23 protein-coding genes and 1 pseudogene are annotated in these 21,086 nt (G+C 63.5%); 13 read left to right on the top strand and 11 right to left on the bottom strand.

Features of this window, described 5'->3' with window-relative positions:
- Positions 1-168 precede the first annotated feature (168 nt).
- Positions 169-446, bottom strand: a pseudogene (locus tag NKH05_RS16765) (AtaL-like protein); the annotation flags it as partial.
- A 37-nt stretch (positions 447-483) separates the two neighbouring features.
- The gene (locus NKH05_RS16760; RefSeq protein WP_023720039.1) at positions 484-1,347 is read right to left on the bottom strand and encodes an SDR family oxidoreductase; all 864 of its coding nucleotides are present in this window, start codon (positions 1,345-1,347) and stop codon (positions 484-486) included.
- Positions 1,348-1,450: 103 nt separating this feature from the next.
- Here NKH05_RS16760 and NKH05_RS16755 point away from each other — a divergent pair, with 103 nt between their 5' ends.
- A complete protein-coding gene (locus NKH05_RS16755) occupies positions 1,451-2,341 on the top strand; it encodes a LysR family transcriptional regulator (protein ID WP_023720038.1) in 891 nt (296 codons plus the stop codon).
- A gap of 595 nt (positions 2,342-2,936) precedes the next feature.
- Here NKH05_RS16755 and NKH05_RS16750 read toward each other — a convergent pair.
- Positions 2,937-3,362, bottom strand: a complete 426-nt coding sequence (locus NKH05_RS16750; protein WP_023720037.1) for a hypothetical protein — start codon at positions 3,360-3,362, stop codon at positions 2,937-2,939.
- Between the two features lie 371 nt (positions 3,363-3,733).
- Here NKH05_RS16750 and NKH05_RS16745 point away from each other — a divergent pair, with 371 nt between their 5' ends.
- The 4 genes from NKH05_RS16745 to NKH05_RS16730 all read left to right on the top strand — a co-directional run bounded on the left by NKH05_RS16745 (position 3,734) and on the right by NKH05_RS16730 (position 7,964).
- The gene (locus NKH05_RS16745; RefSeq protein ID WP_023720036.1) at positions 3,734-3,988 is read left to right on the top strand and encodes a hypothetical protein; all 255 of its coding nucleotides are present in this window, start codon (positions 3,734-3,736) and stop codon (positions 3,986-3,988) included.
- A gap of 285 nt (positions 3,989-4,273) precedes the next feature.
- A complete protein-coding gene (locus NKH05_RS16740) occupies positions 4,274-4,759 on the top strand; it encodes a (2Fe-2S)-binding protein (RefSeq protein WP_031194306.1) in 486 nt (161 codons plus the stop codon).
- Positions 4,756-5,745, top strand: coding sequence for an FAD binding domain-containing protein (locus tag NKH05_RS16735; protein ID WP_353025768.1), 990 nt, complete (start codon positions 4,756-4,758; stop codon positions 5,743-5,745). The genes NKH05_RS16740 and NKH05_RS16735 overlap by 4 nt, the downstream gene beginning before the upstream one ends.
- A complete protein-coding gene (locus tag NKH05_RS16730; protein WP_353025767.1) occupies positions 5,742-7,964 on the top strand; it encodes a xanthine dehydrogenase family protein molybdopterin-binding subunit in 2,223 nt (740 codons plus the stop codon). The genes NKH05_RS16735 and NKH05_RS16730 overlap by 4 nt, the downstream gene beginning before the upstream one ends.
- 113 nt (positions 7,965-8,077) lie before the next feature.
- Here NKH05_RS16730 and NKH05_RS16725 read toward each other — a convergent pair whose 3' ends face one another.
- Positions 8,078-9,265: an amidohydrolase gene (locus NKH05_RS16725; RefSeq protein ID WP_352495402.1), complete on the bottom strand. Its 1,188-nt coding sequence runs from the start codon at positions 9,263-9,265 to the stop codon at positions 8,078-8,080.
- Positions 9,266-9,355: 90 nt separating this feature from the next.
- Here NKH05_RS16725 and NKH05_RS16720 point away from each other — a divergent pair, with 90 nt between their 5' ends.
- Positions 9,356-10,186 carry an AraC family transcriptional regulator gene (locus tag NKH05_RS16720; RefSeq protein WP_352484227.1) on the top strand — a complete coding sequence of 277 codons (831 nt, stop codon included), beginning with the start codon at positions 9,356-9,358 and terminating at the stop codon, positions 10,184-10,186.
- A gap of 70 nt (positions 10,187-10,256) precedes the next feature.
- Positions 10,257-10,688, top strand: coding sequence for a cupin domain-containing protein (locus NKH05_RS16715; protein WP_023720030.1), 432 nt, complete (start codon positions 10,257-10,259; stop codon positions 10,686-10,688).
- 55 nt (positions 10,689-10,743) lie between these two features.
- Here the strand turns inward: NKH05_RS16715 and NKH05_RS16710 are convergent, their stop codons facing one another.
- From NKH05_RS16710 to NKH05_RS16695, 4 genes are all read right to left on the bottom strand, one after another.
- Positions 10,744-11,190, bottom strand: coding sequence for a nuclear transport factor 2 family protein (locus NKH05_RS16710; RefSeq protein ID WP_023720029.1), 447 nt, complete (start codon positions 11,188-11,190; stop codon positions 10,744-10,746).
- 129 nt (positions 11,191-11,319) lie between these two features.
- A complete protein-coding gene (locus NKH05_RS16705; protein ID WP_031194303.1) occupies positions 11,320-11,874 on the bottom strand; it encodes a nuclear transport factor 2 family protein in 555 nt (184 codons plus the stop codon).
- Positions 11,871-12,854 (bottom strand): alpha/beta hydrolase, encoded by a 984-nt coding sequence (locus NKH05_RS16700; protein WP_023720027.1) that lies wholly within the window; start codon positions 12,852-12,854, stop codon positions 11,871-11,873. Before NKH05_RS16700 ends, NKH05_RS16705 begins: the two co-directional genes overlap by 4 nt.
- A gap of 59 nt (positions 12,855-12,913) precedes the next feature.
- The gene (locus tag NKH05_RS16695; protein WP_353025765.1) at positions 12,914-13,417 is read right to left on the bottom strand and encodes a nuclear transport factor 2 family protein; all 504 of its coding nucleotides are present in this window, start codon (positions 13,415-13,417) and stop codon (positions 12,914-12,916) included.
- Positions 13,418-13,544: 127 nt separating this feature from the next.
- On the opposite strand from NKH05_RS16695, the gene NKH05_RS16690 reads away from it, so the two are divergent.
- Entirely contained in the window at positions 13,545-14,453 is a 909-nt protein-coding gene (locus NKH05_RS16690; protein WP_352484223.1) for a LysR family transcriptional regulator, read from the top strand.
- 27 nt (positions 14,454-14,480) lie between these two features.
- Here NKH05_RS16690 and NKH05_RS16685 read toward each other — a convergent pair whose 3' ends face one another.
- Together NKH05_RS16685 and NKH05_RS16680 are read right to left on the bottom strand one after the other, a co-directional pair.
- Positions 14,481-14,936, bottom strand: coding sequence for a carboxymuconolactone decarboxylase family protein (locus NKH05_RS16685; protein WP_023720025.1), 456 nt, complete (start codon positions 14,934-14,936; stop codon positions 14,481-14,483).
- 119 nt (positions 14,937-15,055) lie between these two features.
- A complete protein-coding gene (locus tag NKH05_RS16680) occupies positions 15,056-15,499 on the bottom strand; it encodes an SRPBCC family protein (protein ID WP_023720024.1) in 444 nt (147 codons plus the stop codon).
- 226 nt (positions 15,500-15,725) lie between these two features.
- Here NKH05_RS16680 and NKH05_RS16675 point away from each other — a divergent pair, with 226 nt between their 5' ends.
- Together NKH05_RS16675 and NKH05_RS16670 are read left to right on the top strand one after the other, a co-directional pair.
- Entirely contained in the window at positions 15,726-16,490 is a 765-nt protein-coding gene (locus NKH05_RS16675; protein WP_023720023.1) for a copper homeostasis protein CutC, read from the top strand.
- Between the two features lie 23 nt (positions 16,491-16,513).
- On the top strand, positions 16,514-17,011 hold the full coding sequence (locus NKH05_RS16670) for a GNAT family N-acetyltransferase (protein ID WP_023720022.1): 498 nt from the start codon (positions 16,514-16,516) through the stop codon (positions 17,009-17,011).
- Positions 17,012-17,028: 17 nt separating this feature from the next.
- Here the strand turns inward: NKH05_RS16670 and NKH05_RS16665 are convergent, their stop codons facing one another.
- Positions 17,029-18,051, bottom strand: a complete 1,023-nt coding sequence (locus NKH05_RS16665; RefSeq protein ID WP_023720021.1) for an acyltransferase family protein — start codon at positions 18,049-18,051, stop codon at positions 17,029-17,031.
- Between the two features lie 479 nt (positions 18,052-18,530).
- Between NKH05_RS16665 and NKH05_RS16655 the strand changes: the two genes are divergently transcribed.
- The 3 genes from NKH05_RS16655 (at position 18,531) to maiA (ending at position 21,076) form a co-directional block, all read left to right on the top strand.
- Positions 18,531-19,517 carry a methyltransferase gene (locus NKH05_RS16655; RefSeq protein WP_352484221.1) on the top strand — a complete coding sequence of 329 codons (987 nt, stop codon included), beginning with the start codon at positions 18,531-18,533 and terminating at the stop codon, positions 19,515-19,517.
- A gap of 193 nt (positions 19,518-19,710) precedes the next feature.
- Complete coding sequence (locus tag NKH05_RS16650) at positions 19,711-20,421, top strand: fumarylacetoacetate hydrolase family protein (protein WP_023720019.1); 711 nt, start codon at positions 19,711-19,713, stop codon at positions 20,419-20,421.
- 4 nt (positions 20,422-20,425) lie between these two features.
- On the top strand, positions 20,426-21,076 hold the full coding sequence (gene maiA, locus NKH05_RS16645; protein ID WP_352484220.1) for a maleylacetoacetate isomerase: 651 nt from the start codon (positions 20,426-20,428) through the stop codon (positions 21,074-21,076).
- Positions 21,077-21,086 lie beyond the last annotated feature (10 nt).

Below are 21,086 nucleotides of genomic sequence, written 5' to 3'. Positions count from 1 at the left end.
ACAACGCTTGAACTGGACAAAGCCGTGAAGCAGTACGTCATCTACACCCGCGTTTTGACGGACTGGCTTTGCGTTTCGTCCGTGCTTATAAAGCAGCTCGCTCACCAGCTGGTTGCAATTGCCGTTGGCGCAACTGATGTGAATGACCCGACCACTAGCTATGAAGGCGATTTCCGCGCCTTCGCGCGGACCGGTCGCCTGGAAGAAGGTGACCTTGCTTCCTGCTCAAGCGTCACGATCTCGCGCAGATCAGTACCGGCGATCATAGCTTCGCGCACGAAGTGGGTCGCGCTCTCCTCCACGACGTCGCAACGGGTGCAGAGGCCTGCGGGCAGGAACAGGCGGGCGTCGCGCGCCTTGAGTTCCAGGCCCTGCCATATCTGCGCACGGGTCAGCCTGGTCTCGCCTCCGGGATTCACCGGAACGGTAGCGGTCGAGTAAATCATGATGTGTCTCCCCGACAAAGGTCATCGGTAATGGGGCTCAGCCGGCAATTGCGGCCGCATAGTCGCGATAGGAGCGCAACGGCCGGCCCAGCAGCGCGGTCAGCCGATCGACATCGCCGGCATCGGGGACCATGCCGTCCGTGAGGAAGCGCTCCGCCATCAGGCGCATGTCGAGGGCCATCCAGCTCGGCATGAACTGCCGCAGGTTCTGCTCGAACCCGGCGGTGTCGTCGCCCGGATACGTGATCTGGCGTCCGAGGACGTCCGTCCAGATGGCCGCGACATCCGCGCCGGTCAGCGTGTCGGGGCCGACCAGGTTGATGCGGTCGAACGGGAGCGGCGCGGCGGCCTGCTCGCGGCGGATGAGTTCGATCGCGGCGATCTCGCCGATGTCCCGCGCGTCGATCATGGCGACGCCCTTGGCTCCTATCGGCATAGGATAGATGCCGTAGCCGGTCACCACGTCCTTGATTGTGATGTCGTTGTTCATGAAGTAGGCGGGCCGCAGGATGGTGGCGTTGAGCCCCATCTGCTCGATCATCCGCTCGACGCCGAACTTGCCCGCAAAATGCGGCACGTTGACGTAGAGGTCGCTGTGGATCACCGACAGGTAGACGATCCGCTCGATGCCGGCCTCGCGGGCAAGGGCCAGCGCTACCAGCGCCTGGGTGTATTCGTCGGCCACCACCGCGTTCAGCAGGAAAAGGGTGGAGACGCCGGAGAAGGCCTTGCGTAGGGAATCGACATCGAGCAGGTCGCCCTGCACGACATCTACGCCAGCGGCGAAATTGGCCTTGGAGGGATCGCGAACCAAAGCGCGCACATGGGCGCCACGCTTCACGAGCTGTTCGACTACGTTGCGGCCGACATTGCCGGTCGCGCCGGTAACGAGAATGGTCATGGGGTTACTCCTGAGTTGAGCCGGATGGCTGCTCAGAAATTAGTGATCCACATTTGTGTCGGTAGGCGTTATATTTGGACACGCCGTCTCATTGGTGGAACATATGGATCTACTTGCCCTTGCCGATTTCAATCTGGTCGCCCGCCACGGGGGCTTCGGTAAGGCCGCCCGCGCTGCCGGGCGCCCGAAGGCAACCTTGTCCCGACGCGTGGCGGAGCTGGAGGCCAGTCTGGATCTACGGCTGTTCGAGCGTGGCGCCCGCGCGTTGAAGCTGACGGAAGAAGGACGTGCGCTTTTCGAGCGCACGGGCCGGTTGCTTTCCGAGCTCGAAGAGACAGCGGCCGCGATCGCCTCAGGCGGCGAAAGGCCGCGAGGCAGGTTGCGGATCAGCGCCCCAGTGCTGTTCTCACAGACCGCGATGGGGAAGATCGCTGCCGGCTTCGCCCTGAAATACCCGGAGGTAAGGCTCGAGGTCACGACCGAAGACCGCGCCGTCGACATGATCGAAGAGGGATTTGACCTGGTGATCCGGGTCAATCCGGATCCGGATGAGAGCCTCGTTGGGCGAGCCTTTCTGCGTGATCGACTGGTGGTCGTGGCAAGTCCTCACCTCGCCCGGCCGGCGGACGGTCTGGCGACCCCGGCCGTCATGCGTTCGACAGCCGATCGAGGGGCTTGGGACGTGAAGACGCCCACTGGCCGGTCAACAATCGCGATCGAGCCGGTCCTTGCGCTGTCGTCACTCATCATGGTCCGGGATGCGGTACGAGCGGGCGTCGGCGCGGCGCGCCTACCTGTGTCGCTGGTGAGCCATGATCTGGCGGACGGAACACTGGTACATTGGGGGGATCTCGATCGACCCGACATCGCCCTGTGGACGCTCTATCCCTCTCGGCGGCTGCTGAGCGCCCGCGTCTCCGCATTCCTCGACCATCTGAAACAGGCCTTTCCCATGGGGACGCCTGACGAGCTGGCCGCCTATATCGGCAAATGACGCGCAGGGAGCTGGTTAACCCAGCTGAGGCCTTATGCGAGGCACAAGGAAAGCAGTTGCCGTGCTTTCTAGGTGGGTGCGTTATCCGAAATATCTTCCGCGAACGCGACATTTTTTAACGGCAACCGGCTCCGCGAACTGTGCCATCGTCACCACTGCTGACGGCCGGCTATGTGTAGGTATTGAGAGCGCCACCGACCGCATTCCCTTCCCTCCTCGTGGACGAAAAGTGTTCGTTCGAATGATGCTTGCGATATTGATAAGGTCAGGCTGGTCGAGAAGTACAGGCCGCCGAAGCGCAAGAAGCCGCTGCGTTGACATGCTGAATTAGCGGACAACAAACAGGTGAATTCAGAGATTCCCGGTGTTGATCTAGACTCCAGGAATGGAAAAGACGTTTGACGATCTTGCCAGCGCGATAAGGCCCCCGCGCAGACGTTTGGGGAGCCATCCGCGTCTTGGCCATCGATCTGGCCGGGAAGCTTCTAATGGGGCCTGCCATCGGCGTTGGCACTGGAATGGCGCTGGCCGGTTAGATCGCTAACCGCAAGATTCCACCCGGGCGCGGATTGCGCCCACGATCGCCAACTTGGCTTTATTCAGCCTTGAGGTTAATCACCCGCATCACGGCGACCACTGTCCCGTTGTTCGTAGCAGCCTCCTTCGTGCTACCCTTGCCGCAGCTCCATACATCGCCTTCCTTGGCTGTGAACTGCATATCCCCGGCCGTGACCTGCAGCTCGCCTTCAGTGACCGTGCAGACCATGTCGTCGGCCATGACATCCCCCAGCGGGCTAGATCCCTTTGGCTGATACACGACGTCTTCCATCGCGATTTTCTTGTACCCCTTGATATGGGAGTCTCGTGTTCCCAGTTCGACGAGCCGAACGCCGGGAAAAATCTCTTTGCCATCAGTCGGACCGTAGGTCTTGGCCGCTGCCGGAGTCGGCAATGCAACCAATAGCGGGGTCGACAACGAGGTGGCACCAAGGGCGAGAGCATTACGTCGATTCATCTTCATAACATTATCCTCCCTGAGTTAGTCCGCCCACAACTGGGCGAACCGGATATTTTACGCGCCCGTGCAGCCAAATAGTCAAAACACAATTGAGCAGGCCCATGCTCCGCCCAGGAAGCTGGTTAACCCAGCTGAGGCCCGCAGCGGGCCAATGTATCGAAAGCGCACTGTCACCGTAATTCTGCGTTCGAAGGGAAACCATCGCTCGATTTCACTCAAATGAAGGAAGACGCTTTACCTGAAAGAGGCTGATAACGCGCCAGAGCCAATCGGCTCGGTGATAATGCGCTTCGGCCAAGATGCCGACCTGAGCTTCGGCCCCAGCGTCGGTAGATCGACCGCGGCTTAGGCCGGCGCTTGGGGGAGGAAATTCGATGAGATTGGCCATCGTGTGCGCGGCAATTGTGATTGCCGGATCCACCGCCGCCGTTGCGCACGAGAAAAAGGTGGTAGCCAGAAAAGGGACAACGCAACTCTGTGCCGATTTGTCAGGCACGATCAAGAAAAAGAAGAAGACAGAGGTGGATTACCGTTCAACCGGAACTGTCTCCGGCGCAATCCCCAAAGACAAGTTTGAGCCGCGCCTAGGCTACGAAACGGTTAACCCTGGCATCATATCAATCTTTTAGCTCGTTGATTGCGTGTTTCGCTAACTTGAATGCAGCACAGGTGGCCAGCAGGATACACAGGCGGCCACGAAGGCGAGCGCCGGTATTGAACTACGGTGACGGTGCACTTTTTGCGGCGTGGCATTCTCAGCCCATCCCGTGCGGGGTCCCAAACGTTTTTCGCCTTCCGTGACCGGCAGTGCCTTTCCCCCGAAATCGACCGCCCTATTTCGCCTCGACAGGTGGGCGGCTGATTGCTGGACGAGTCCCTGCGACTAGGACGGCATGTGCTTCGAGGTACCCCCAATGGACTTCCACGATCGGCACCTACTGCGGTTGCGGGTGAACGGCGAGGACCACAGCCTTTCCGATCTCGATCCCCGCGTCACGCTGCTCGACCTGTTGCGCGAGCGGCTTCATCTGACCGGAACGAAAAAGGGATGCAATTTCGGCGAGTGCGGCGCCTGCACCGTGCATCTCGACGGACGGCGTGTGAATGCCTGCATGATACTGGCCGTGTCCGCCGAGGGACGCGAGGTCACGACGATCGAGGGCCTGGCGGACGGCGATGCGCTTCATCCCGTGCAGCAGGCGTTCATCGATCATGATGGTTTCCAGTGCGGATTCTGCACGCCCGGGCAGGTGATGTCGGCGGCGGCGCTGATCGAGGAGGGACATACCGGCTCCGACGCCGAGATCCGCGAATGGATGAGCGGCAATCTGTGCCGCTGCTCGGCCTATCCGCAAATCGTCGAGGCGGTGCGCGCAGCGGCTGGGAGGGCGAGCCAATGACCCCATTCGTCTATGCGCGCGCCGATAGCCTGGGCGAAACGATCGCGGCCGGAGCGGCGCCGGACAGCGCTTTTCTCGCCGGCGGCACCGAATTGCTCAACTGGCTGCGCCTTGGCATTGCCGGGCCGGCGCGGATCATCGATATCTCCCGCCTCGACGGGCTGGATCAGATCGAGGCACTGCCCGGCGGCGGCTTGAGGATCGGCGCGCTGACGCATCTCAACGACGTCGCGCAGCACGAGTTGGTCATGCGCGACTATCCGGTGTTGAGCCAGGCGATCCTCAACGCGGCGTCGCCGCAACTGAGAAACCTCGCAACGATAGGCGGCAATCTGCTGCAGAAGACGCGCTGTGCCTATTTCCGTGCCGAAGAGCAGTTGCCGTGCAACAAACGTCGGCTCGGCTCCGGTTGCTCGGCATTGCATGGCATCAACGACAATCACGCGATATTCGGCTGGACCGAGGATTGCATCGCCACCCAGCCATCCGACCCGGCGGTGGCACTGGCAGCACTTGATGCAGTCATCGTCACCGCGCACCGCAGCGGCGGCCGGCGCATTCCGGCAGCCGAATTCCACCTGCTTCCCGACACGCGGCCCGAGGCAGACAATGTGTTGCAGCAAGGCGAACTGATGACGGCAATCGAGCTGCCGGCACCGGCGCCGCGATCGGCTTACCTCAAGGTGCGCGAGCGCGAATCCTACGAATATGCCATCGTCTCCGCCGCCGCGGTGCTGGAGATGGACGGCCGGACCATTCGTCGGGCTGGCCTGGCGCTGGGGTCCGTCGCGCTGCGGCCGTGGCGGCTGAGCGCCGCCGAGGAGCGGCTCGCCGGTGCCGATGTCGGCGATCGCGAGGCGTTGAGCACCGCTATCGAGCAATCCTTCGCCGAAGCGCGTCCCTTGTCGCAGAACGCCTACAAGATCGAACTGGCCAAGACCGCCGCTTTGCGGGCGATCGAAAGAGCAGCGAGGGTGCCGTCATGATGATCAGCCAGCCTGTTGCCCGCCCTGACGGCGGCGTCAAGGTTACCGGCCGCGCCCGCTATGCGGCCGACTATTTTGCCCCCGACCTGCTCTATGCAGTGCTGGTGACCGCGCCCGTTCCCGCCGGCCGCGTGACGTCGATCATGGTCGACGACGCGCTCGCCGAGGAAGGCGTCGTGCGCGTGCTCACGCATGAGGACATGCCCAAATTCGGCCGGTTCGCATCGCCAAGGGCCGAGCCGGATACGCAGACGCAGCAAGCCGAAGGTCCGCCGGCGGCGCAGAGCTTCATGCCCATGCAGAGCGACGAGATACGTCACGAGGGCCAACCGCTCGCCATTGTGCTGGGCGAGACGCTGGAGGCGGCGGAGGCCGGCGCCCGCCGCGTCGCGTTGCGCTACGAGTTCGCCGAGCCGGAATTGCCGGCACCCCCCGAATGGACCGCAATCGACAAGGCTGCGGTCGTGCCGAGGGAGAGCGGCTTTCTGTTCCTGGAGCCGACGTTTACGAAGGGCGAGGTCGACCGCGGGCTTAGCAACGCAGCCGCCATGGTCGAAGCCGTCTACCTGCAGCCGTCGCGCCATCACAACGCCATGGAGCCCTCGGCGACGCTCGCCGAGTGGAACGACGGAGAGCTGACGCTGCACGACGCCACGCAGCACGTCTACGGTGTCCGCCAGGTGGTTGCCGCCCGCATGACTGTCCCGGCCGAGAAGGTCCGCGTGATTTCCCGCCATACCGGCGGCGGCTTCGGCGGCAAGGGCTGGATCTGGCCGCATCAGGTGCTGGCCGCCGCCGCGGCGCGCATCATGCAGCGCCCGGTCAGGCTGGCGCTCAGCCGCGCCAATGCCTATTCCTGTCTCGGCTATCAGCCGCGCATGGCACAGAAGATCGCGCTGGCGGCGGACAAGTCGGGCAAGCTGACCGCCGTGCAACAGGACGTGGTCAACCTGACCACCGTCACCGACGATTTCGTCGAGTTCGCCACCGAAGCCTCGAAGGGTCTCTACGCCACGCCGGCCATGCGTCTCAGCCAGCGCGTCGAGCGCGCGAACGTCGCCATGCCGACGGCGCTGCGCGCGCCGGTCGAGGGTCCCGGCACCTGGGCCCTCGAAAGCGCGATGGACGAGCTCGCCCACCGCCTCGGCATCGATCCGCTCGACCTGCGTCTGATCAACCATGCGGACACGGATCCGGCCACCGGCCAGCCCTGGTCGTCGAAGAAGCTGCGCGAGGCCTATGAGGAAGGCGCCCGCCTGTTCGGCTGGCGCGAGCGCCCGCGCAAGCCGCAACGCGATGGCGATTGGCTGATCGGCTACGGCATGGCGACCTGTAGCATGGGCTGTTTCCGCCACCCGACGCCTGCAGCCGAGGTCAGGTTGCACAGGGACGGCACGGTGCTCATCCGCACCGGCACCCAGGATATAGGGACCGGAACACTCACCATCTTTCCGCAGATCGCAGCCGATGTCCTGGGCCTGCCGATGGAGAGGATCGAGTTGGAAATGGGCGATACACAGCTGCCGGAGGCGGGTCCGACCTATGGCTCATCGTCGACCATGGGGGTGGGCGCGGCGGTGCTTGCAGCCGCCGAAGATGCACGTTCGCAGCTTGCCCGTCTTGCCAATCTGCCGCCCGACGAGGTCGAGATGCAAGACGGCCATATTCGCCGCAAAGGCGCTGCCGGCGGTCAGACGATCGCCGACGTGATGAGTCATACCGACATCGGCGAGATCATCGGCTCCGGCTCGTTCGATCCGGCGCAGCATGGCAAAGGCCTCGCCATGCGCACTTTCGGCGCGATTTTCATGGAGGTCGGCGTCGATCCGGGGCTCGGCCTGCTCAGGCTTCGTCGCGCCGTCGGCAGCTACAGCGCCGGCCGCATCGTCAATCCCCGCACCGCACGCAGCCAGATGACGGGCGGCATCATCTGGGGCTGGGGCATGGCGGCGATGGAGCAGAGCAGGCACGAACCGGTGCTCGGGCGGTTCCTGTCGAAGAACCTTTCAGGGGTTGCCATTCCGGTCAACGCCGACATTCCCGGCGACATCATTATCCACTTCGTCGACGAGGTGGACGAGCATGCCAGCCCGATTGGCGGCAAGGGCATCGGCGAGCTCGGCGCCACCGGCGTTGCCGCAGCGGTTGCCAATGCCGTCTTCGACGCTACAGGCAAGCGGATCCGGGAGCTGCCGATCACGCCGGAAAAACTGCTGTAGAAGGACTAGGCCCGCTATTGCCCTGCGATAGCGGGTCTCTGACGTAGTCGATTATCTCCTCTGCAAAGCTTGCCGAGACTTGGGAAATACCTGCGGCCCCCAGACCGACGTCTTCATTTCAGCTCAGATACTTTGCCGGCAAGCGTCTGCTCGACGAGGTTGACGTAGTAGCGCATCACCGTCGGCACGATCTCGTCGTTGAAGACGTAGCGGTCGCCGTGCAGGCCTTCGCCCGGGCCGACCTCGCCGGCACCGATCCACGCATAGCAGCCGCTCGCCTCACGGATCATGAAAGCGAAATCCTCGCAGCCGAGACTGAGACTGAACTCGGTCATGACATTCTCCCGGCCGACGACGGATGCCGCCGCCTCGACGGCGCGGGCCGTCGCGTCCGCGGTGTTGATCAGTGGCGGATAGCCCTTCCGGTAGTCGAACCTTGCCTTGAGCGAATGCGCGGCGGCGATGCCTTGTGCGATCTCGCCAATCAGCGTCTCGCAGTGGTTGGAAAGGCCGGGCTCGAAGAAGCGGCAGGTGCCTTGCAGCCAGACCTTGCCCGGCACGATGTTGCCGACATTGCCGCCATGGATCTGCGTGATGCTGACGACAAGCGCGCTCTGCGGGTCGACCGTGCGGCTGACGATGCGCTGGACGGCTTGCACGAAGGCGCCCGCTGCCAGGATCGGGTCATCGCCGAGCTGCGGCATCGCGGCATGCGCGCCAAGACCCTCGAAAGTCAGCTCGAAATTGTCGACGGCCGCCATCTGCGCACCAGCACGGGCCGCGATCGTCCCCAGCCTGACGCCCGGCCAGTTGTGGACCGCATAGACCGCCTCGACCGGAAAGCGCCTGAACAGGCCGTCCTCGATCATGCGCATGCTGCCGCCTTCGTTTTCCTCGGCCGGCTGGAAGATGAAAGTGACGGTGCCGTCGAAGGTGCGCGACTCGCTGAGCAATTTGGCAGCGCCGAGCAGCATGGCGGTGTGGCCGTCATGGCCGCAGGCATGCATCACGCCCTCTCTCCTCGAAGCATAGAGCAAGCCGGTTTTCTCCAGCACCGGAAGCGCGTCGAGCTCGGCGCGAAGGCCGATGGCGCGTGTGCCGCCACCGCTGCGCAGGACACCGACGACCCCGGTGCCGCCGATCCCTTCATGCACCTCGTCGAGGCCGAAGGAGCGCAGTTTCTCTGCAACGAAACGCGCCGTTTCGTATTCATTGAATCCGAGCTCCGGATTGGCATGGATATGGTGCCGCCAGCCTATGACCTCTGGTGTCAGCGCGGCGATGGGGTCATTATGCAACATGATACCTCCTCTCACACCGGCAATGGGCGGCGTGGCTTGATCCTGCTGCCATAGAAGGCCCGACGAAAAGCGTCTTGAACCGGATTGACTATGGCAAAGACAAACCAAGCGGCGGAGACCGGGAAATACTGGCGCCATCCGTGCTTCCCCGACCTTGGCCTGTTCGAAGCGCGCTTCACCCGGCACCGCTACGACTTGCACACACACCCGACCTATGTGATCGCCCTGATCACCTCCGGCTGCGAGCGGATTCGCATCGGCCGTCAAAGCGTTCTCGCCCCGGCAGGCGCCATTGCCGTCGTCAATCCAGAGGAGTGGCATGACGGCGAACGCGGGGCGGACGAAGGCTGGGCCTACCGGACGTTTTATCCCTCGGTGCCGCTGATGACCGCACTTGCCCGCGAACTCGGCTGGCACGGCGCTCCGGTGTTTTCGCGCGCGACTATCGAAGACAACAATCTCGCCGCAGCGTTGACGGCAGCACACCAGGGCTCGACATCCCCAGACACAATGACGGCCGAGACGTCCCTGCTCGTGGCGCTGCGACGGCTGATCGTTCGGCATGGCGACTCGAGCGGACAGGCCGAGGAGGTCGAAAGCTCCGGATCGCAGCGGAGGTTTTCGCTCTATCGCGACCTTGTCGAAAGCGAGCTCGGCTCGCAGCTCGACCTCAAGCGGCTTGCCGGTGCGGGTGGCGTGACCCGGTTCCAGGTCATCCGCGACTTCAACAAGGCGATCGGCCTGACGCCGGTGGCCTATATCCGCGACCGGCGATTGCGCCGGGCGAGCGCGCTGATCGAACAGGGATTTGGCCTCGCCGACGCCGCTATCGCGGCAGGTTTCGCCGACCAGAGCCATCTCTCCCGTACGTTCCGGGCCATGCATGGCATGACGCCGGGCATGTTTAGAAGAGCTGGATAAGGCGCTCCTCAACAGACAAGCTTGCGCGCCAATGCGTGCTGCGCAATGCTGACGCAGCTCGGGGGGAATCATGCGAATAATCTTGGCGCCGACGCTGCTGCTCGCGGCTGCACTGTTTGCAAACAACGCCCAGGCGCTGGACGCCAGCGGGACGCCGGTTGTCGTGACCCCGCTTGCCTCTCGCACCGAGACTGCGTCCGGCCAGCCGATCACGCTGCCGCAGAAGAACGTGCAGGTCCTGGTCTCGGCCTATCAGATCGCGCCGGGCGCCACTTTGCCGGTCCACAAGCATCCGTTTCCGCGCTATGCCTATGTCGAGGCCGGCACGCTTCAGGTCACCAACGTCGAAACCGGCAAGAGCAACACCTACAAATCAGGTGATTTCATCATCGAGATGATCGGGCAGTGGCATCAGGCCACCAATGTCGGCGCCGATCCGGTCAAGCTGCTGGTCATCGACCAGGTCGAAGAAGGCACCAAGAACACCGTGTTGCGCCAGTAGCTGCCACGTCTGAAAACAGCGTCCGTGGCGGATCCAGCACAGCGCGTAACAGACGTCAGAACGTGAACCCCTCCGGCAAATTGTGATTCCAATAGCCTTCCTCGACAAGTTCACTTATGCGCCAGCCCTCGGACGTGCGTATGACGCGGTCGCGATACCAGAGCCCTTGGAAGAAGACCTGCCTTTTGCCTTCGCCGAGGTCGACCACCATCGGGCATGAACAATGCACGCGCGCGCTGGCCTCATCCCCTCGGAGATCAAGAAGGATTGTTGAAATGGCGTGCTGCGAGATCAATATCTTCGATAGGGCGCCTTTCATATAAGCAACATGCTCATCCACACCGCTCCTGATTCCACCTGTTACAGTGTCGTCAAGCACGGCGTCGGGCGTGAATATTTTCCGATAGGCTTCCCAGTCGCGATCGTCCACAGCGTAGCAATAGCGAGCAAGCAGCTGTTCGATCTCAAGCCGATCGGAAACCTCCTGCAGTGAAAGGGTCATGTCCTGTCTCCGCGGTTGGCGGCACTAATGCCGCATGCGCCAAGCCTGCCCCGACATTCGATCAATATTCACGTTGCCGTTGCTCCGAGCAACCTCGCCGCGCGACTGGGCATGCGCAAATCCGAACACTCATTTGGCCTCCGCCTTCACCCGATCGGCAGCGGCGGTCAAAAGGGCGCGATCTCCCTCTTCGTACAAGCGGCGGATGGAGATTGCCTTGACGCGCCAACCTTCCGACGTCCGCACCAGCCGGTGTAGATAGCTGCCGCCGACCGTCCAGAACCGGGAACCGATCCAGTGGGTCGCGCGGACATGGCTGCGTGCAACCGCATGCTTATCCGCGCCTTCGACAATGACGTTGGTGATGAGGTGCTGGGTGGCGTCGAAGCCCGGCAGCAGCGCTTGCCATTGGGCGATCAGGGAGTCGCGGCCGCTGGTCGTGACCTCGCCGCCGAAGAGGCTGGTATAGTCGGTCGTGACACGGGCCGCGAAATAGGATTTGACCCGGTTCCATTCACGCAGATCGGCATAGAGGCCGATCCCGGCAACTGCCTCGGCGATCACGATCCTGTCTTCGACCGTCAGCGCATCTCCCGGAGCGCTCGAGGCGGGCGCCGAGACGGCGGAAATCATCGCGGCTGAAACCGCCGAGGCCAAGACATACCGGCGGGTGACGAGGCTCATTGTCCCGCCTCCCCTGCACCGCCCAGCGTTGCGCGGAAGTGCGCGGCGACGGCATCGCTCGCCGCCTTCACCGGCGCGGCACGATCGTAGAAATCGAACTGGGTGACATTGTCTAGCCACATCTCCTGCCTGGAACTGGTCAGCCGCGCGTAGAACTTGTGCGCGCCCTGCGGAATGGCAGCCGCCTCGCTATGCACCATCAGAAAAGGCTGGTGCAGGCGCGGAGCAGCCTGGATTGCATCGAACCTCAACCAGCCGCGCCAGAAGGCGGGATCGGCCTCGTTGCGCCAGGCCGGGAGCATGCCGCGATCGGGTTCGGTGTAGTAAGGCACCTTGAACATGACCGCGCGCTCGTCGGTCAAGCTAGCAGCGGGCAGGAATGCCTGTTTGCCGGTGCGGCGATATTCCGCCTCGGCCGCATCGCTCGCGGCCTCGAGCCTGGCGACACCGTCCCCGCCGCCATAGGTCTGCTCGACCCCTTCGGCATCCTGCAACCAGGGCGCAACGAGGGCGACCGACTTGATCGCGACGTTTTCGGCCGCAGCGGTGACCATGTAGCCGGAGCTGGCGCAAATGCCGAGCCCGCCGATGCGGTCCTGATCGGTCTCGGGCCGGGTCGCGAGATAGGCGACCGCCGCTTCGATGTCGGCGATCTTGGCGTTAGGATCCTCGTACTGGCGGCGCACGCCGCCGCTTTCGCCCCAGCCGCGAAAATCGAAGGTCAAGGCGATGAAACCGCGGTCGGCCATCTCGCGGGCATAGCGGGCCGGCATCTGTTCCTTTACCGTCATCCAGGCGCCGGTCACGACCAGCGCGGGCCGAAGTTTCGCCGCGTCCAGATCCTCCGGCAGATAGAGCTCGCCGACGATCTGCTCACCGTTCGAGGCGAAAGCGACGCGCTCGATGCGCGGTGCGGCGAAGGCATTGGAGGCGGCGAGCGCCACGGCGGTTGCTGCAGCAAGTGTCAGGGTTTTAAGCATCGCAAGTCTCCTTTGGCTTGGAGTGAGAAGCGCGGCGCGTTGCAAGAAAGACCGCCGTCTCAGCGCTCGCCAGCCAGTCGGCCGGGCAATGGCTTCAGCGGGTAATGCGCCCAGTAAAAGGCGTCCGACTGATACATGTCGGTCAAAAAATTCTGTGCCTCGGCGATCTTGCCGCCCTTGATGCGGAACATCAGCGCATAGAGCTGGTCGATCTCGGGACCTGAGCCGACATTCGACCAGCCGCGATGGACATCGACGACGACGTCGCCCTGCGCCTGGAAGAAGATCGGCTCGGCCTTGAACTTGCCATCGGCCAGGCCGCGGAAAAAGGCGACCACCTCGTCCGGCCCGCGCTTGTCGCCGGCGAGCGGATGATGACCGGGAATGCGCCACACGATGTCGGGCGCGAGGAAGGGCCGCACGGCCTCAGGATTGCCGGTCGCGTAAGCTGCGTAGTAGTCCTTGATGAGCTGGATGTTGCTGTCCTCCAGCGGCCCGGCATTCGCCGGGGCGGCAGACACCGCCAGAAGAGCGCCGGCGGCGAGTGAAGCGAGCCTGGTCATCGGTCCTGTCTCCTTGCCCGTTCGGGCCCTCGCAACAGCGAGGCCCGTTCGTCGAGCCCAACATGACGCCTTTTGTTCACCGGAAAAACCAGTAGAGTTCGACAGGGCTATTTGGAAAAACCTTACAATGCGCCTCGACCAATTCAGCGGCATCGTCGCCTTCGTAAAAGTTGCGGAGGCCAGGAGCTTCACCCGCGCCGCCGCCGAGCTCGGCGTCGCTCCGGCCTCGTTGAGCGAGGCGGTCAAAGGACTTGAGGAGCGCCTGGGGGTGCGGCTGCTCAACCGCACGACCCGCAGCGTTGGCTTGACCGAAGCTGGCGCCCAATACCTCGACCATGTGCGCCCGGCAGCCGAAGACATCTGGGCGGCTGGTGCGGCGCTGCGCGAGACCCGCGATCGTCCTGCCGGCACGCTGCGCCTCAGCCTGCCCTGGATCGCCGCCCCGCTGCTGATCGAGCCACTGATGCGGCCGTTCATGGATGCTTATCCAGAAGTGCGGCTCAATCTGATCTTCGACGACAGCTTCGTCGACATCGCCGCCGAGGGGTTCGATGCCGGCCTGCGCATCGGCGAGCTTCTCGAGAAAGATATGATCGGCGCGCGCCTGGGCGGGCCCCTGCAGATGGTCGTGGTGGGCAGCCCGGACTATCTGGCGCGCAACGGCACGCCGAAGCGGCCGGCCGACCTCGCCGCCCATCGCTGCATCGCATTCGCCCTCACCCGCACCCGCGCGATCTCGCCCTGGGAGTTCACCGTGGATGAACGCGAAGTCGCTTTCACACCGGACGCATGTCTGGTCGTGAACACGCTTCCGCTGTGCATTACTGCTGCCGCGCAAGGGCTTGGCCTCGCCTTCGCGGTCGAGGGGCTCGCCGCGCCGCTTCTTGCCTCAGGCGCGCTGGTCAAGGTGCTGGAGCCTTTCTGTCCCGCTTACGAGCCGCTCCACCTCTATTATCCCAGCCGCCGCCTGGTACCGCCGAAGCTGCGGGCCTTCATCGACTTCGTGCGCGCGAATTCTCACAAGCTGCGGATCTGATGTGGCTTTGCGAGAACCCGGCCCCGTTCAGCCCCAGGCGCCGACCATCTGTCTGGTGGTTGCGTTGAGACGGTTGAACGCATTGATCAGGGCAATCTGGACGACCAGTGCGGCAAGCGCCTTTTCGTCATAGTGCCGGGCGGCTTCATCCCAGACCGCATCCGGCACCGGGTCTGGCCGGTCGGCTAACCGGGTCGCCGCCTCGGTCAGCGCCAGCGCGGCGCGCTCGGCGTCGGTGAAGTAAGGTGTTTCCCGCCAGGCCGACACGGTGAAGACGCGCTCATCCTTTTCACCGGCCTTCTTCAATTCGCGTGCATGCATATCGATACAGACACTGCATCCGTTGATCTGGCTGGCGCGCAAATGGACGAGCTTGCGCGTCACATAGGACAGATCGGCCGTTTCCGTCGACTTGTCCAGCGCGAGCAGCGCCTGCAGAGCGCCAGGAATGAGCATCACCGGGTTTTTCAATCGTGCTTGCATAGTGGTCTCCTTCGGGCGTGTTTTCTCAAGCCCGGACGACGAACATCCGGGGTCTCGATATTTCTTGGTTCTGTCAGTTCGCCGGCCGCCGCGTTGCGGCAAGGCGAGCGCCGGGATATTCAGCTTTGCCAGGCAGTCACCCGCTCAAGCCGCTCGAGAATGCGCGGCCAACCGCTTCCCATGCCGATGTAGCCGCGCTCGTCCTCGGACCGGAACCCGGAATGCTCCATGCGCACCCGCGTCGCTTTACCTTCGGGCGTCAACGACCATGTCACCACGGTCTTCAGACCGCTGTCGGATTCGGTGCCGTCGCCCCAGCTGTAGGCGAGCAGGCGTGGCGGCTCGATCTTCAGCACCTCGCAGTTCGTCACGCCGGACCAGCCAGGCACCGGCGTCGCGCGAAAGGTAAAGCGATGGCCTTGCTCAGGCGCAAAGTCGTTCTCCATCAGCCATTCGGCAACCAGATGCGGCACGGTCAGTGCGCGCCATATCTTTTCAGCCGCATGCGGGATCAGACGCTCGACGACAATGGATTTGGTTTCGATTGTGGTTGCTTCAGTCATGACTTGGGACCCGTTGTTTGCGGTTTGGCTGGGCTATTCAACAACGCGCTCTCCATGAGAACCAATAACCCATCAGCTATGAGTTACGTATAACGCTTAAGTTATGAATGTGTCAAGCGGCGGAATGGCAGGCGCGCCCGCAAGCACATTGAGCCCACACTTCCGGCTTTCAAGGCACCGTGCCCGATGCTACCGCTGGCCAGCTGAAATCATCAACGGATCGCCCATGACCGAGACCGAACGCCCTCGCCTGCCGCTGATCGAGATCTGCGTCGAAGGCATAGACGGCCTGCTGGCCGCGCAAGCCGCCGGTGCCGACCGTGTCGAGCTCTGTGCCAGCCTGGTCGAGGGCGGCATCACGCCGAGCTTCGGCACCGTGCGCACGGCGCTTGAATTAGCGACGATCCCGTTCCACGTCATCGTGCGGCCGCGTGGCGGCGATTTTCTCTATAGCGAGGCCGAATATCGTTCGATGCTCGCCGATGTCCGAGCGCTTGCCGAGCTTGGCGTCGCCGGTGTCGTTATCGGCTGCCTCGCTGCCGACGGCACGATCGATGAGCAGCGCATGAGCGAACTGGCGCAGGCAGCGGGGAGCTTGAACGTCACCTGCCACCGCGCCTTCGACATGACCCGCGACCCGACCGAGGCACTGGAATCGCTGATCCGCTGCAAGGTCGGCCGTGTGCTGACCAGCGGCCAGCGCGACACGGCGCTGGAGGGCGCGGACCTGCTCGCCGATCTGGTCAGGCAGGCTGGCGACCGCATCATCATCCTCGGCTGCGGCGGGCTTGACCCGCAGAACATTGCCGAGGTGCGGAGGAAAACCGGGGTGAGCGAAATGCACTTCGCCGCGCTCAAGGACGTGCCGAGCGCCATGCGCTATCGCAACCCGAAAGTCGGTATGGGCGGCACCGACCTCGACCGCGAATACCGCAACACCGTGACCGACGAGGTACTGGTGGCGGCGACCATCGCCGCTGCCCGGGCATGATCCTGGAAGACAGAAGAAAGAAAATGATTGAAACGCGATTGCCGATCGAGCTGGTTTTGCCGCGGGATGAGCCCGCAATCCTCGCGCTCAACAACGAGCACGCTGCGGAATTATCATGGCTCGAACCTGAGCGCCTTTCCTTCCTGCTTGGCGAAGCGTTTTACGCGCGCCGTATCGGTGCACTCGAAGCCTTCATCATGACCTTCGACCAGGACGCAAGCTACGACAGCCCGAATTTCCTGTGGTTTCGCGAGCGCTATCCGCGCTTCGTCTATGTCGATCGCGTCGTGGTCGGCGCCAATGCGCGCGGCCGGGGTCATGCCCGCCGGCTGTACGAGGATCTGTTCGAGCAGGCGTCACGCGCCGGCCAGGCGATCGTCACTTGCGAGGTCAATGCCGAGCCACCCAATCCGGCTTCGGACGCCTTCCACGCGGCACTCGGCTTCATGGAAGTGGGCGACGCGGTAATCCACGGCGGCAAGAAAGCCGTGCGGTATTATCTAAGACGGATCGCCGGCTGAACGGCAGCCGCCTCGCCCTACCAATTGCGGTTCAGCCAGGAGCGGGTCGGCTTTTCGACGATGTAGTAGCTGCACAGAGCGCAAGCGAACGCCGCCGCCAACATCAGCCACGGCGAACTGCCTTGTATGTCGACGAATTGATAAAAGGGCTGCTGCCAAAGATAGAGCGAATACGACCACAGCCCCAGCATCGTCATCGGCCGGGAGGATAGAAACCCGGTCAGGTACCAACTGCTGAAGTCGAGCGAGTTGACGGCGAGGGCCAACAGCGGCACCGCGACCAGATAGTGGATCGGGGTTGGCACGGCAGCCATGAACACTAGAACCGCCACGACAGCGGCCGCCAGGGCGACATGAGGGCCCTTGAGCAGCGCCGGCAGCCTGTCGTCGGCCTTGAGCAGGCATATCACCGCTGACAGCAGGATCGAGGCGATGTGCACGTCGGTGCGCCAATAGGTGGACTCGTAGCCTATTCCGAGCACCCAGTAGGAGATGGCGCCGTTTGCCATGGCCAGCACCGACAATGCGCCGAGCAGCACGATGACCCGGGACTGCCCCGAGACGACGACGCCGATCAGCGCCAGGATGACATAGGCGTGCTCTTCGACGCAGAGCGACCAGATATGGTCGAGCGCGCCGGCGCGGGTGACGAGAATTCCGGCGTAGTTGTAAGTGAACGTCAGCGCCGTCAGCGCCGCCTTCCACTTGAAGGCGATGAATGTGCCGGACAAGGCAACCACCGCGGCGACGACGAAAACCATCAGTGCCGGGTAGATGCGGGAGAACCGGCGCTTGAAGAATTTCTTCAGCGGATAGTGTTCGACGAACAGGATCTCGGCCATCAGCCGGCCGCTGAGCACGAAGAAGAATTCGACGCCCAGGACGCCGAGATTGATGCCGGGAACGGGGAAGAAATGGCCGATCAGCACCAGCGCGATCGACAGGCCACGCCAGCCGTCGAGATAGGCAAGCCTGGTTCTTGCCGAGCTATCGGCGACAGGCCTGGACACGACAAGACGCGCCGCGGAGATGTCCGTCATGCCGGTCCCTTCTGCGAAAGGCGGGCTGGAGGCCGCATTCCTCCAGCTATATTGCAGCGCACCAGAACTTTGTGCAAGTGCGAGATAACGACACGCCCGAAGTACGGGACGGACAGAAAAGGGCCGTTAAGGCCCCTTTCCCAAAACCGAAGGTCGGTGGTCTCAGGCGTTGGCGGCAGCCACGAGACTGGCGCGGTAGTCGGCCGACCATTCATGTCGCTCATCAAATTATCCGCCGCGACTTTAACGCCGGCCAGTGCCGAGGCCACGAAGCTTCCGGCGAGCGCCGCCTCGATCTCCTTCGAACGGAAGAGGCCATTGTCGCCGGCGCCGGTGGAAGGCCTTGTGTTTCTCCTTCGATAAAGAGAGGGTCTGTCACCAAACTGGTGGACGGACATGCCGAACGGAAGTGTCACATATGCGGTGTAACCAGCAAGTTGAGCTCAAAGTCGGTTCTGGATCGCGGAAGGGAATGTGGCATGGTGGATTCTGATCGGATCGACAACCTGATCGCAGCGGTGCCCCCCGCCTTGGCGCTTCGCGCCGGGCTGGACCTCGGCATCTTCACCCGGCTCGGCGGCAGCGCGGTGACTGCCGACAGCCTTGGGGCCGCGCTCAAAGTCGAGCCCGATCGTCTGTCGCGGCTCCTCTACGCGCTCGCCAGCATCGGTCTCCTCGAAGTCAAGGATGGTCAATTTCGCAATGGAGCCGAAGCGTCGGCCTTCCTCGACGCGTCCAAACCGACCTACCGCGGCGGCGATCATGCGCTCCTGCGCGAGCTCTGGGGAGCCGACCTGCTGACCGCAGAGTCGCTGCGACAGAACCGGCCGGCTGCGCTGCACGACTTTTCCGAAGCGGGGCCCGAGGCCGCGGCGGCCTTCAGCCGCCTGCTCGCACCGGGCGGGGTGATTTTCGGCCGACATCTGGCCCGGGAGATGGACCTCTCTGCGATCGGTTCGGTGATCGACATCGGCGGGGGCTCCGGGACCATTCTCGTCGGACTTCGCGAGCGGCGGCCGCAGATTGCGGCGACGCTGATGGAACTCCCAACGGTGGCAGCGGTCGCGCCAGATATCCTGTCAGAATACGGTGCCGACGACGTGGTTGTCGAAGAGGGGGACATAACTGTCGCACCATCGATCGGTCGGCACGACCTGGCGATCCTGAAGGCCGTCGTCCAGGTCCTTCCGCCGGACCAGGCGCGCAGTTCGATCCTGAACGCGGCGCGTTGCCTCACACCCGGAGGCGAGATCGCAATTGCGGGGTGGGGTGTCGTCGATGACGACCGCCTCGGCCCGCCTGAGGGTGTCTTTCTGAATCTCACCTTCTTGAACCTCTATCGCCACGGCGAATCGTACACTGAAGGTCAGTATCGCGCATGGATGACCGAGGCTGGATTCCGGGATATCTCCAGGTCGCGCCTGACGGACGGCTCCACGTTGTTTCGTGCGCGCCTCACGGGCTGATCGTGGCTGAGTGGTTGGTTTCGGACGCAAGGCTCTCCGAGCCCGCCCGCCAGGGCACGGACGAGGACACGAGCGACTAAATTCAGGCCGCGCCGCGCGGCGGGGCGTAGCTCTTCTGAAATGCAATGCCTTGCCCGGTGATCCAAATCGGCCGAATGTGCCGGCGACAGATTCACTGAAGCAGAGACAGTGCATGACAGACTTCGCCCTCCCCCTGCCCGCAACCCCGTCGGTGGCCGTCGCCGGCTCGCCGCAGCGTTTTGCGGTGCGTCGCATCTTCTGCGTCGGCCGCAACTACGCCGCCCATGCCCGCGAGCTCGGCAATGATGAGCGCGACCCGCCCTTCTTCTTCACCAAGCCAGGCGACGCAGTGGTCGATGCGGCGGTCGGTTCGGGCACGATCATCCCCTACCCGCCGCTGACCCAAAACCTGCATCACGAAATCGAGCTAGTCGTCGCGATCGGCGGAGCCGGCTTCCGCATCCGGCGCGAGCGGGCGCTGAACCATGTCTGGGGCTACGGCGTCGGTGTCGACCTGACCCGCCGCGACCTTCAGGACGAGGCGAAGAAGGCGGCACGACCGTGGGACTGGTCGAAAGCCTTCGACCGTTCGGCGCCCTGCGGCCCGCTGGTTCCGGCACAAACATCCGGCCATCCCGAAAAGGGCCGTATCTGGCTCGCCGTCAACGGCAAGATCAGGCAGGACGGCGACCTCGCCGAACTGATCTGGCCGGTTCCCGACATCGTCTCGATTTGCAGCGAGGCGGTAGAACTTAAGCCCGGCGACCTGATCTTCACCGGCACGCCGGCCGGCGTCGGCGCGGTCGGGCCGGGCGAAAAGATCACCGGCGGCGTCGACGGCATCGGCGAAATCGAGCTGACCATCGGCCAACCGGGCCCGTGATCCGATGAGCGACATCGTCCTTCACAATTACTACCGCTCCTCGACGTCTTACCGGGTGCGGATCGCGCTGGAGATGAAGGGCCTCGCCTACGAATACGTGCCGCATCATCTGCGCCACGGCGAGCATCTCGAACCCGCCTATCTCGCGGTCAATCCGCAAGGTCTGGTGCCGGCTCTGATCCTGGGCGACGGCACGCTGCTGACGCAATCACTGGCGATCATCGAATATCTCGACGAGACCACGCCCGAGCCGCCATTGCTGCCCAAGGATGCGCCTGGCCGCGCCCGCGTCAGGATGCTGGCGCAGATGATCGCCTGCGACATCCATCCGGTGAACAATCTGCGCGTGCTGACCTCGTTGCGCACGCTGTTCGGCGCCGGCGACCAGGACGTCGCCAACTGGTTCCGGCATTGGGTGAACGAAGGTTTCCAGCCGCTTGAAAAGATTCTGGCTTCCTCGCCCGAGACAAAGACCTTTTGCCATGGCGACACGCCGGGGCTAGCCGATATCTGCCTGGTCGCACAGGTCACCAGCAATGCCCGTTTCGGCGTCGATATGACGCCCTACCCGACGATCGCGCGCATCAACGCCGCCTGCATGGCGCTGCCGGCGTTCCAGAAGGCGGCGCCGGAGAACCAGATCGATGCCGAGTAGACCGCAAATT

This window comes from Mesorhizobium sp. M1399, assembly GCF_040317735.1.
GTDB lineage: Bacteria > Pseudomonadota > Alphaproteobacteria > Rhizobiales > Rhizobiaceae > Mesorhizobium.
The sequence above is the reverse complement of the archived record's forward strand: the minus strand, read 5'-3'. Positions and strand labels throughout refer to the sequence as shown.

Coding starts and splice junctions, on each gene's coding strand:
- NKH05_RS16760 (WP_023720039.1), bottom strand. CDS start 1,347: ATGACCATTCTCGTTACCGGCGCGACCGGCAATGTCGGCCGCAACGTA.
- NKH05_RS16755 (WP_023720038.1), top strand. CDS start 1,451: ATGGATCTACTTGCCCTTGCCGATTTCAATCTGGTCGCCCGCCACGGG.
- NKH05_RS16750 (WP_023720037.1), bottom strand. CDS start 3,362: ATGAAGATGAATCGACGTAATGCTCTCGCCCTTGGTGCCACCTCGTTG.
- NKH05_RS16745 (WP_023720036.1), top strand. CDS start 3,734: ATGAGATTGGCCATCGTGTGCGCGGCAATTGTGATTGCCGGATCCACC.
- NKH05_RS16740 (WP_031194306.1), top strand. CDS start 4,274: ATGGACTTCCACGATCGGCACCTACTGCGGTTGCGGGTGAACGGCGAG.
- NKH05_RS16735 (WP_353025768.1), top strand. CDS start 4,756: ATGACCCCATTCGTCTATGCGCGCGCCGATAGCCTGGGCGAAACGATC.
- NKH05_RS16730 (WP_353025767.1), top strand. CDS start 5,742: ATGATGATCAGCCAGCCTGTTGCCCGCCCTGACGGCGGCGTCAAGGTT.
- NKH05_RS16725 (WP_352495402.1), bottom strand. CDS start 9,265: ATGTTGCATAATGACCCCATCGCCGCGCTGACACCAGAGGTCATAGGC.
- NKH05_RS16720 (WP_352484227.1), top strand. CDS start 9,356: ATGGCAAAGACAAACCAAGCGGCGGAGACCGGGAAATACTGGCGCCAT.
- NKH05_RS16715 (WP_023720030.1), top strand. CDS start 10,257: ATGCGAATAATCTTGGCGCCGACGCTGCTGCTCGCGGCTGCACTGTTT.
- NKH05_RS16710 (WP_023720029.1), bottom strand. CDS start 11,190: ATGACCCTTTCACTGCAGGAGGTTTCCGATCGGCTTGAGATCGAACAG.
- NKH05_RS16705 (WP_031194303.1), bottom strand. CDS start 11,874: ATGAGCCTCGTCACCCGCCGGTATGTCTTGGCCTCGGCGGTTTCAGCC.
- NKH05_RS16700 (WP_023720027.1), bottom strand. CDS start 12,854: ATGCTTAAAACCCTGACACTTGCTGCAGCAACCGCCGTGGCGCTCGCC.
- NKH05_RS16695 (WP_353025765.1), bottom strand. CDS start 13,417: ATGACCAGGCTCGCTTCACTCGCCGCCGGCGCTCTTCTGGCGGTGTCT.
- NKH05_RS16690 (WP_352484223.1), top strand. CDS start 13,545: ATGCGCCTCGACCAATTCAGCGGCATCGTCGCCTTCGTAAAAGTTGCG.
- NKH05_RS16685 (WP_023720025.1), bottom strand. CDS start 14,936: ATGCAAGCACGATTGAAAAACCCGGTGATGCTCATTCCTGGCGCTCTG.
- NKH05_RS16680 (WP_023720024.1), bottom strand. CDS start 15,499: ATGACTGAAGCAACCACAATCGAAACCAAATCCATTGTCGTCGAGCGT.
- NKH05_RS16675 (WP_023720023.1), top strand. CDS start 15,726: ATGACCGAGACCGAACGCCCTCGCCTGCCGCTGATCGAGATCTGCGTC.
- NKH05_RS16670 (WP_023720022.1), top strand. CDS start 16,514: ATGATTGAAACGCGATTGCCGATCGAGCTGGTTTTGCCGCGGGATGAG.
- NKH05_RS16665 (WP_023720021.1), bottom strand. CDS start 18,051: ATGACGGACATCTCCGCGGCGCGTCTTGTCGTGTCCAGGCCTGTCGCC.
- NKH05_RS16655 (WP_352484221.1), top strand. CDS start 18,531: ATGGTGGATTCTGATCGGATCGACAACCTGATCGCAGCGGTGCCCCCC.
- NKH05_RS16650 (WP_023720019.1), top strand. CDS start 19,711: ATGACAGACTTCGCCCTCCCCCTGCCCGCAACCCCGTCGGTGGCCGTC.
- maiA (WP_352484220.1), top strand. CDS start 20,426: ATGAGCGACATCGTCCTTCACAATTACTACCGCTCCTCGACGTCTTAC.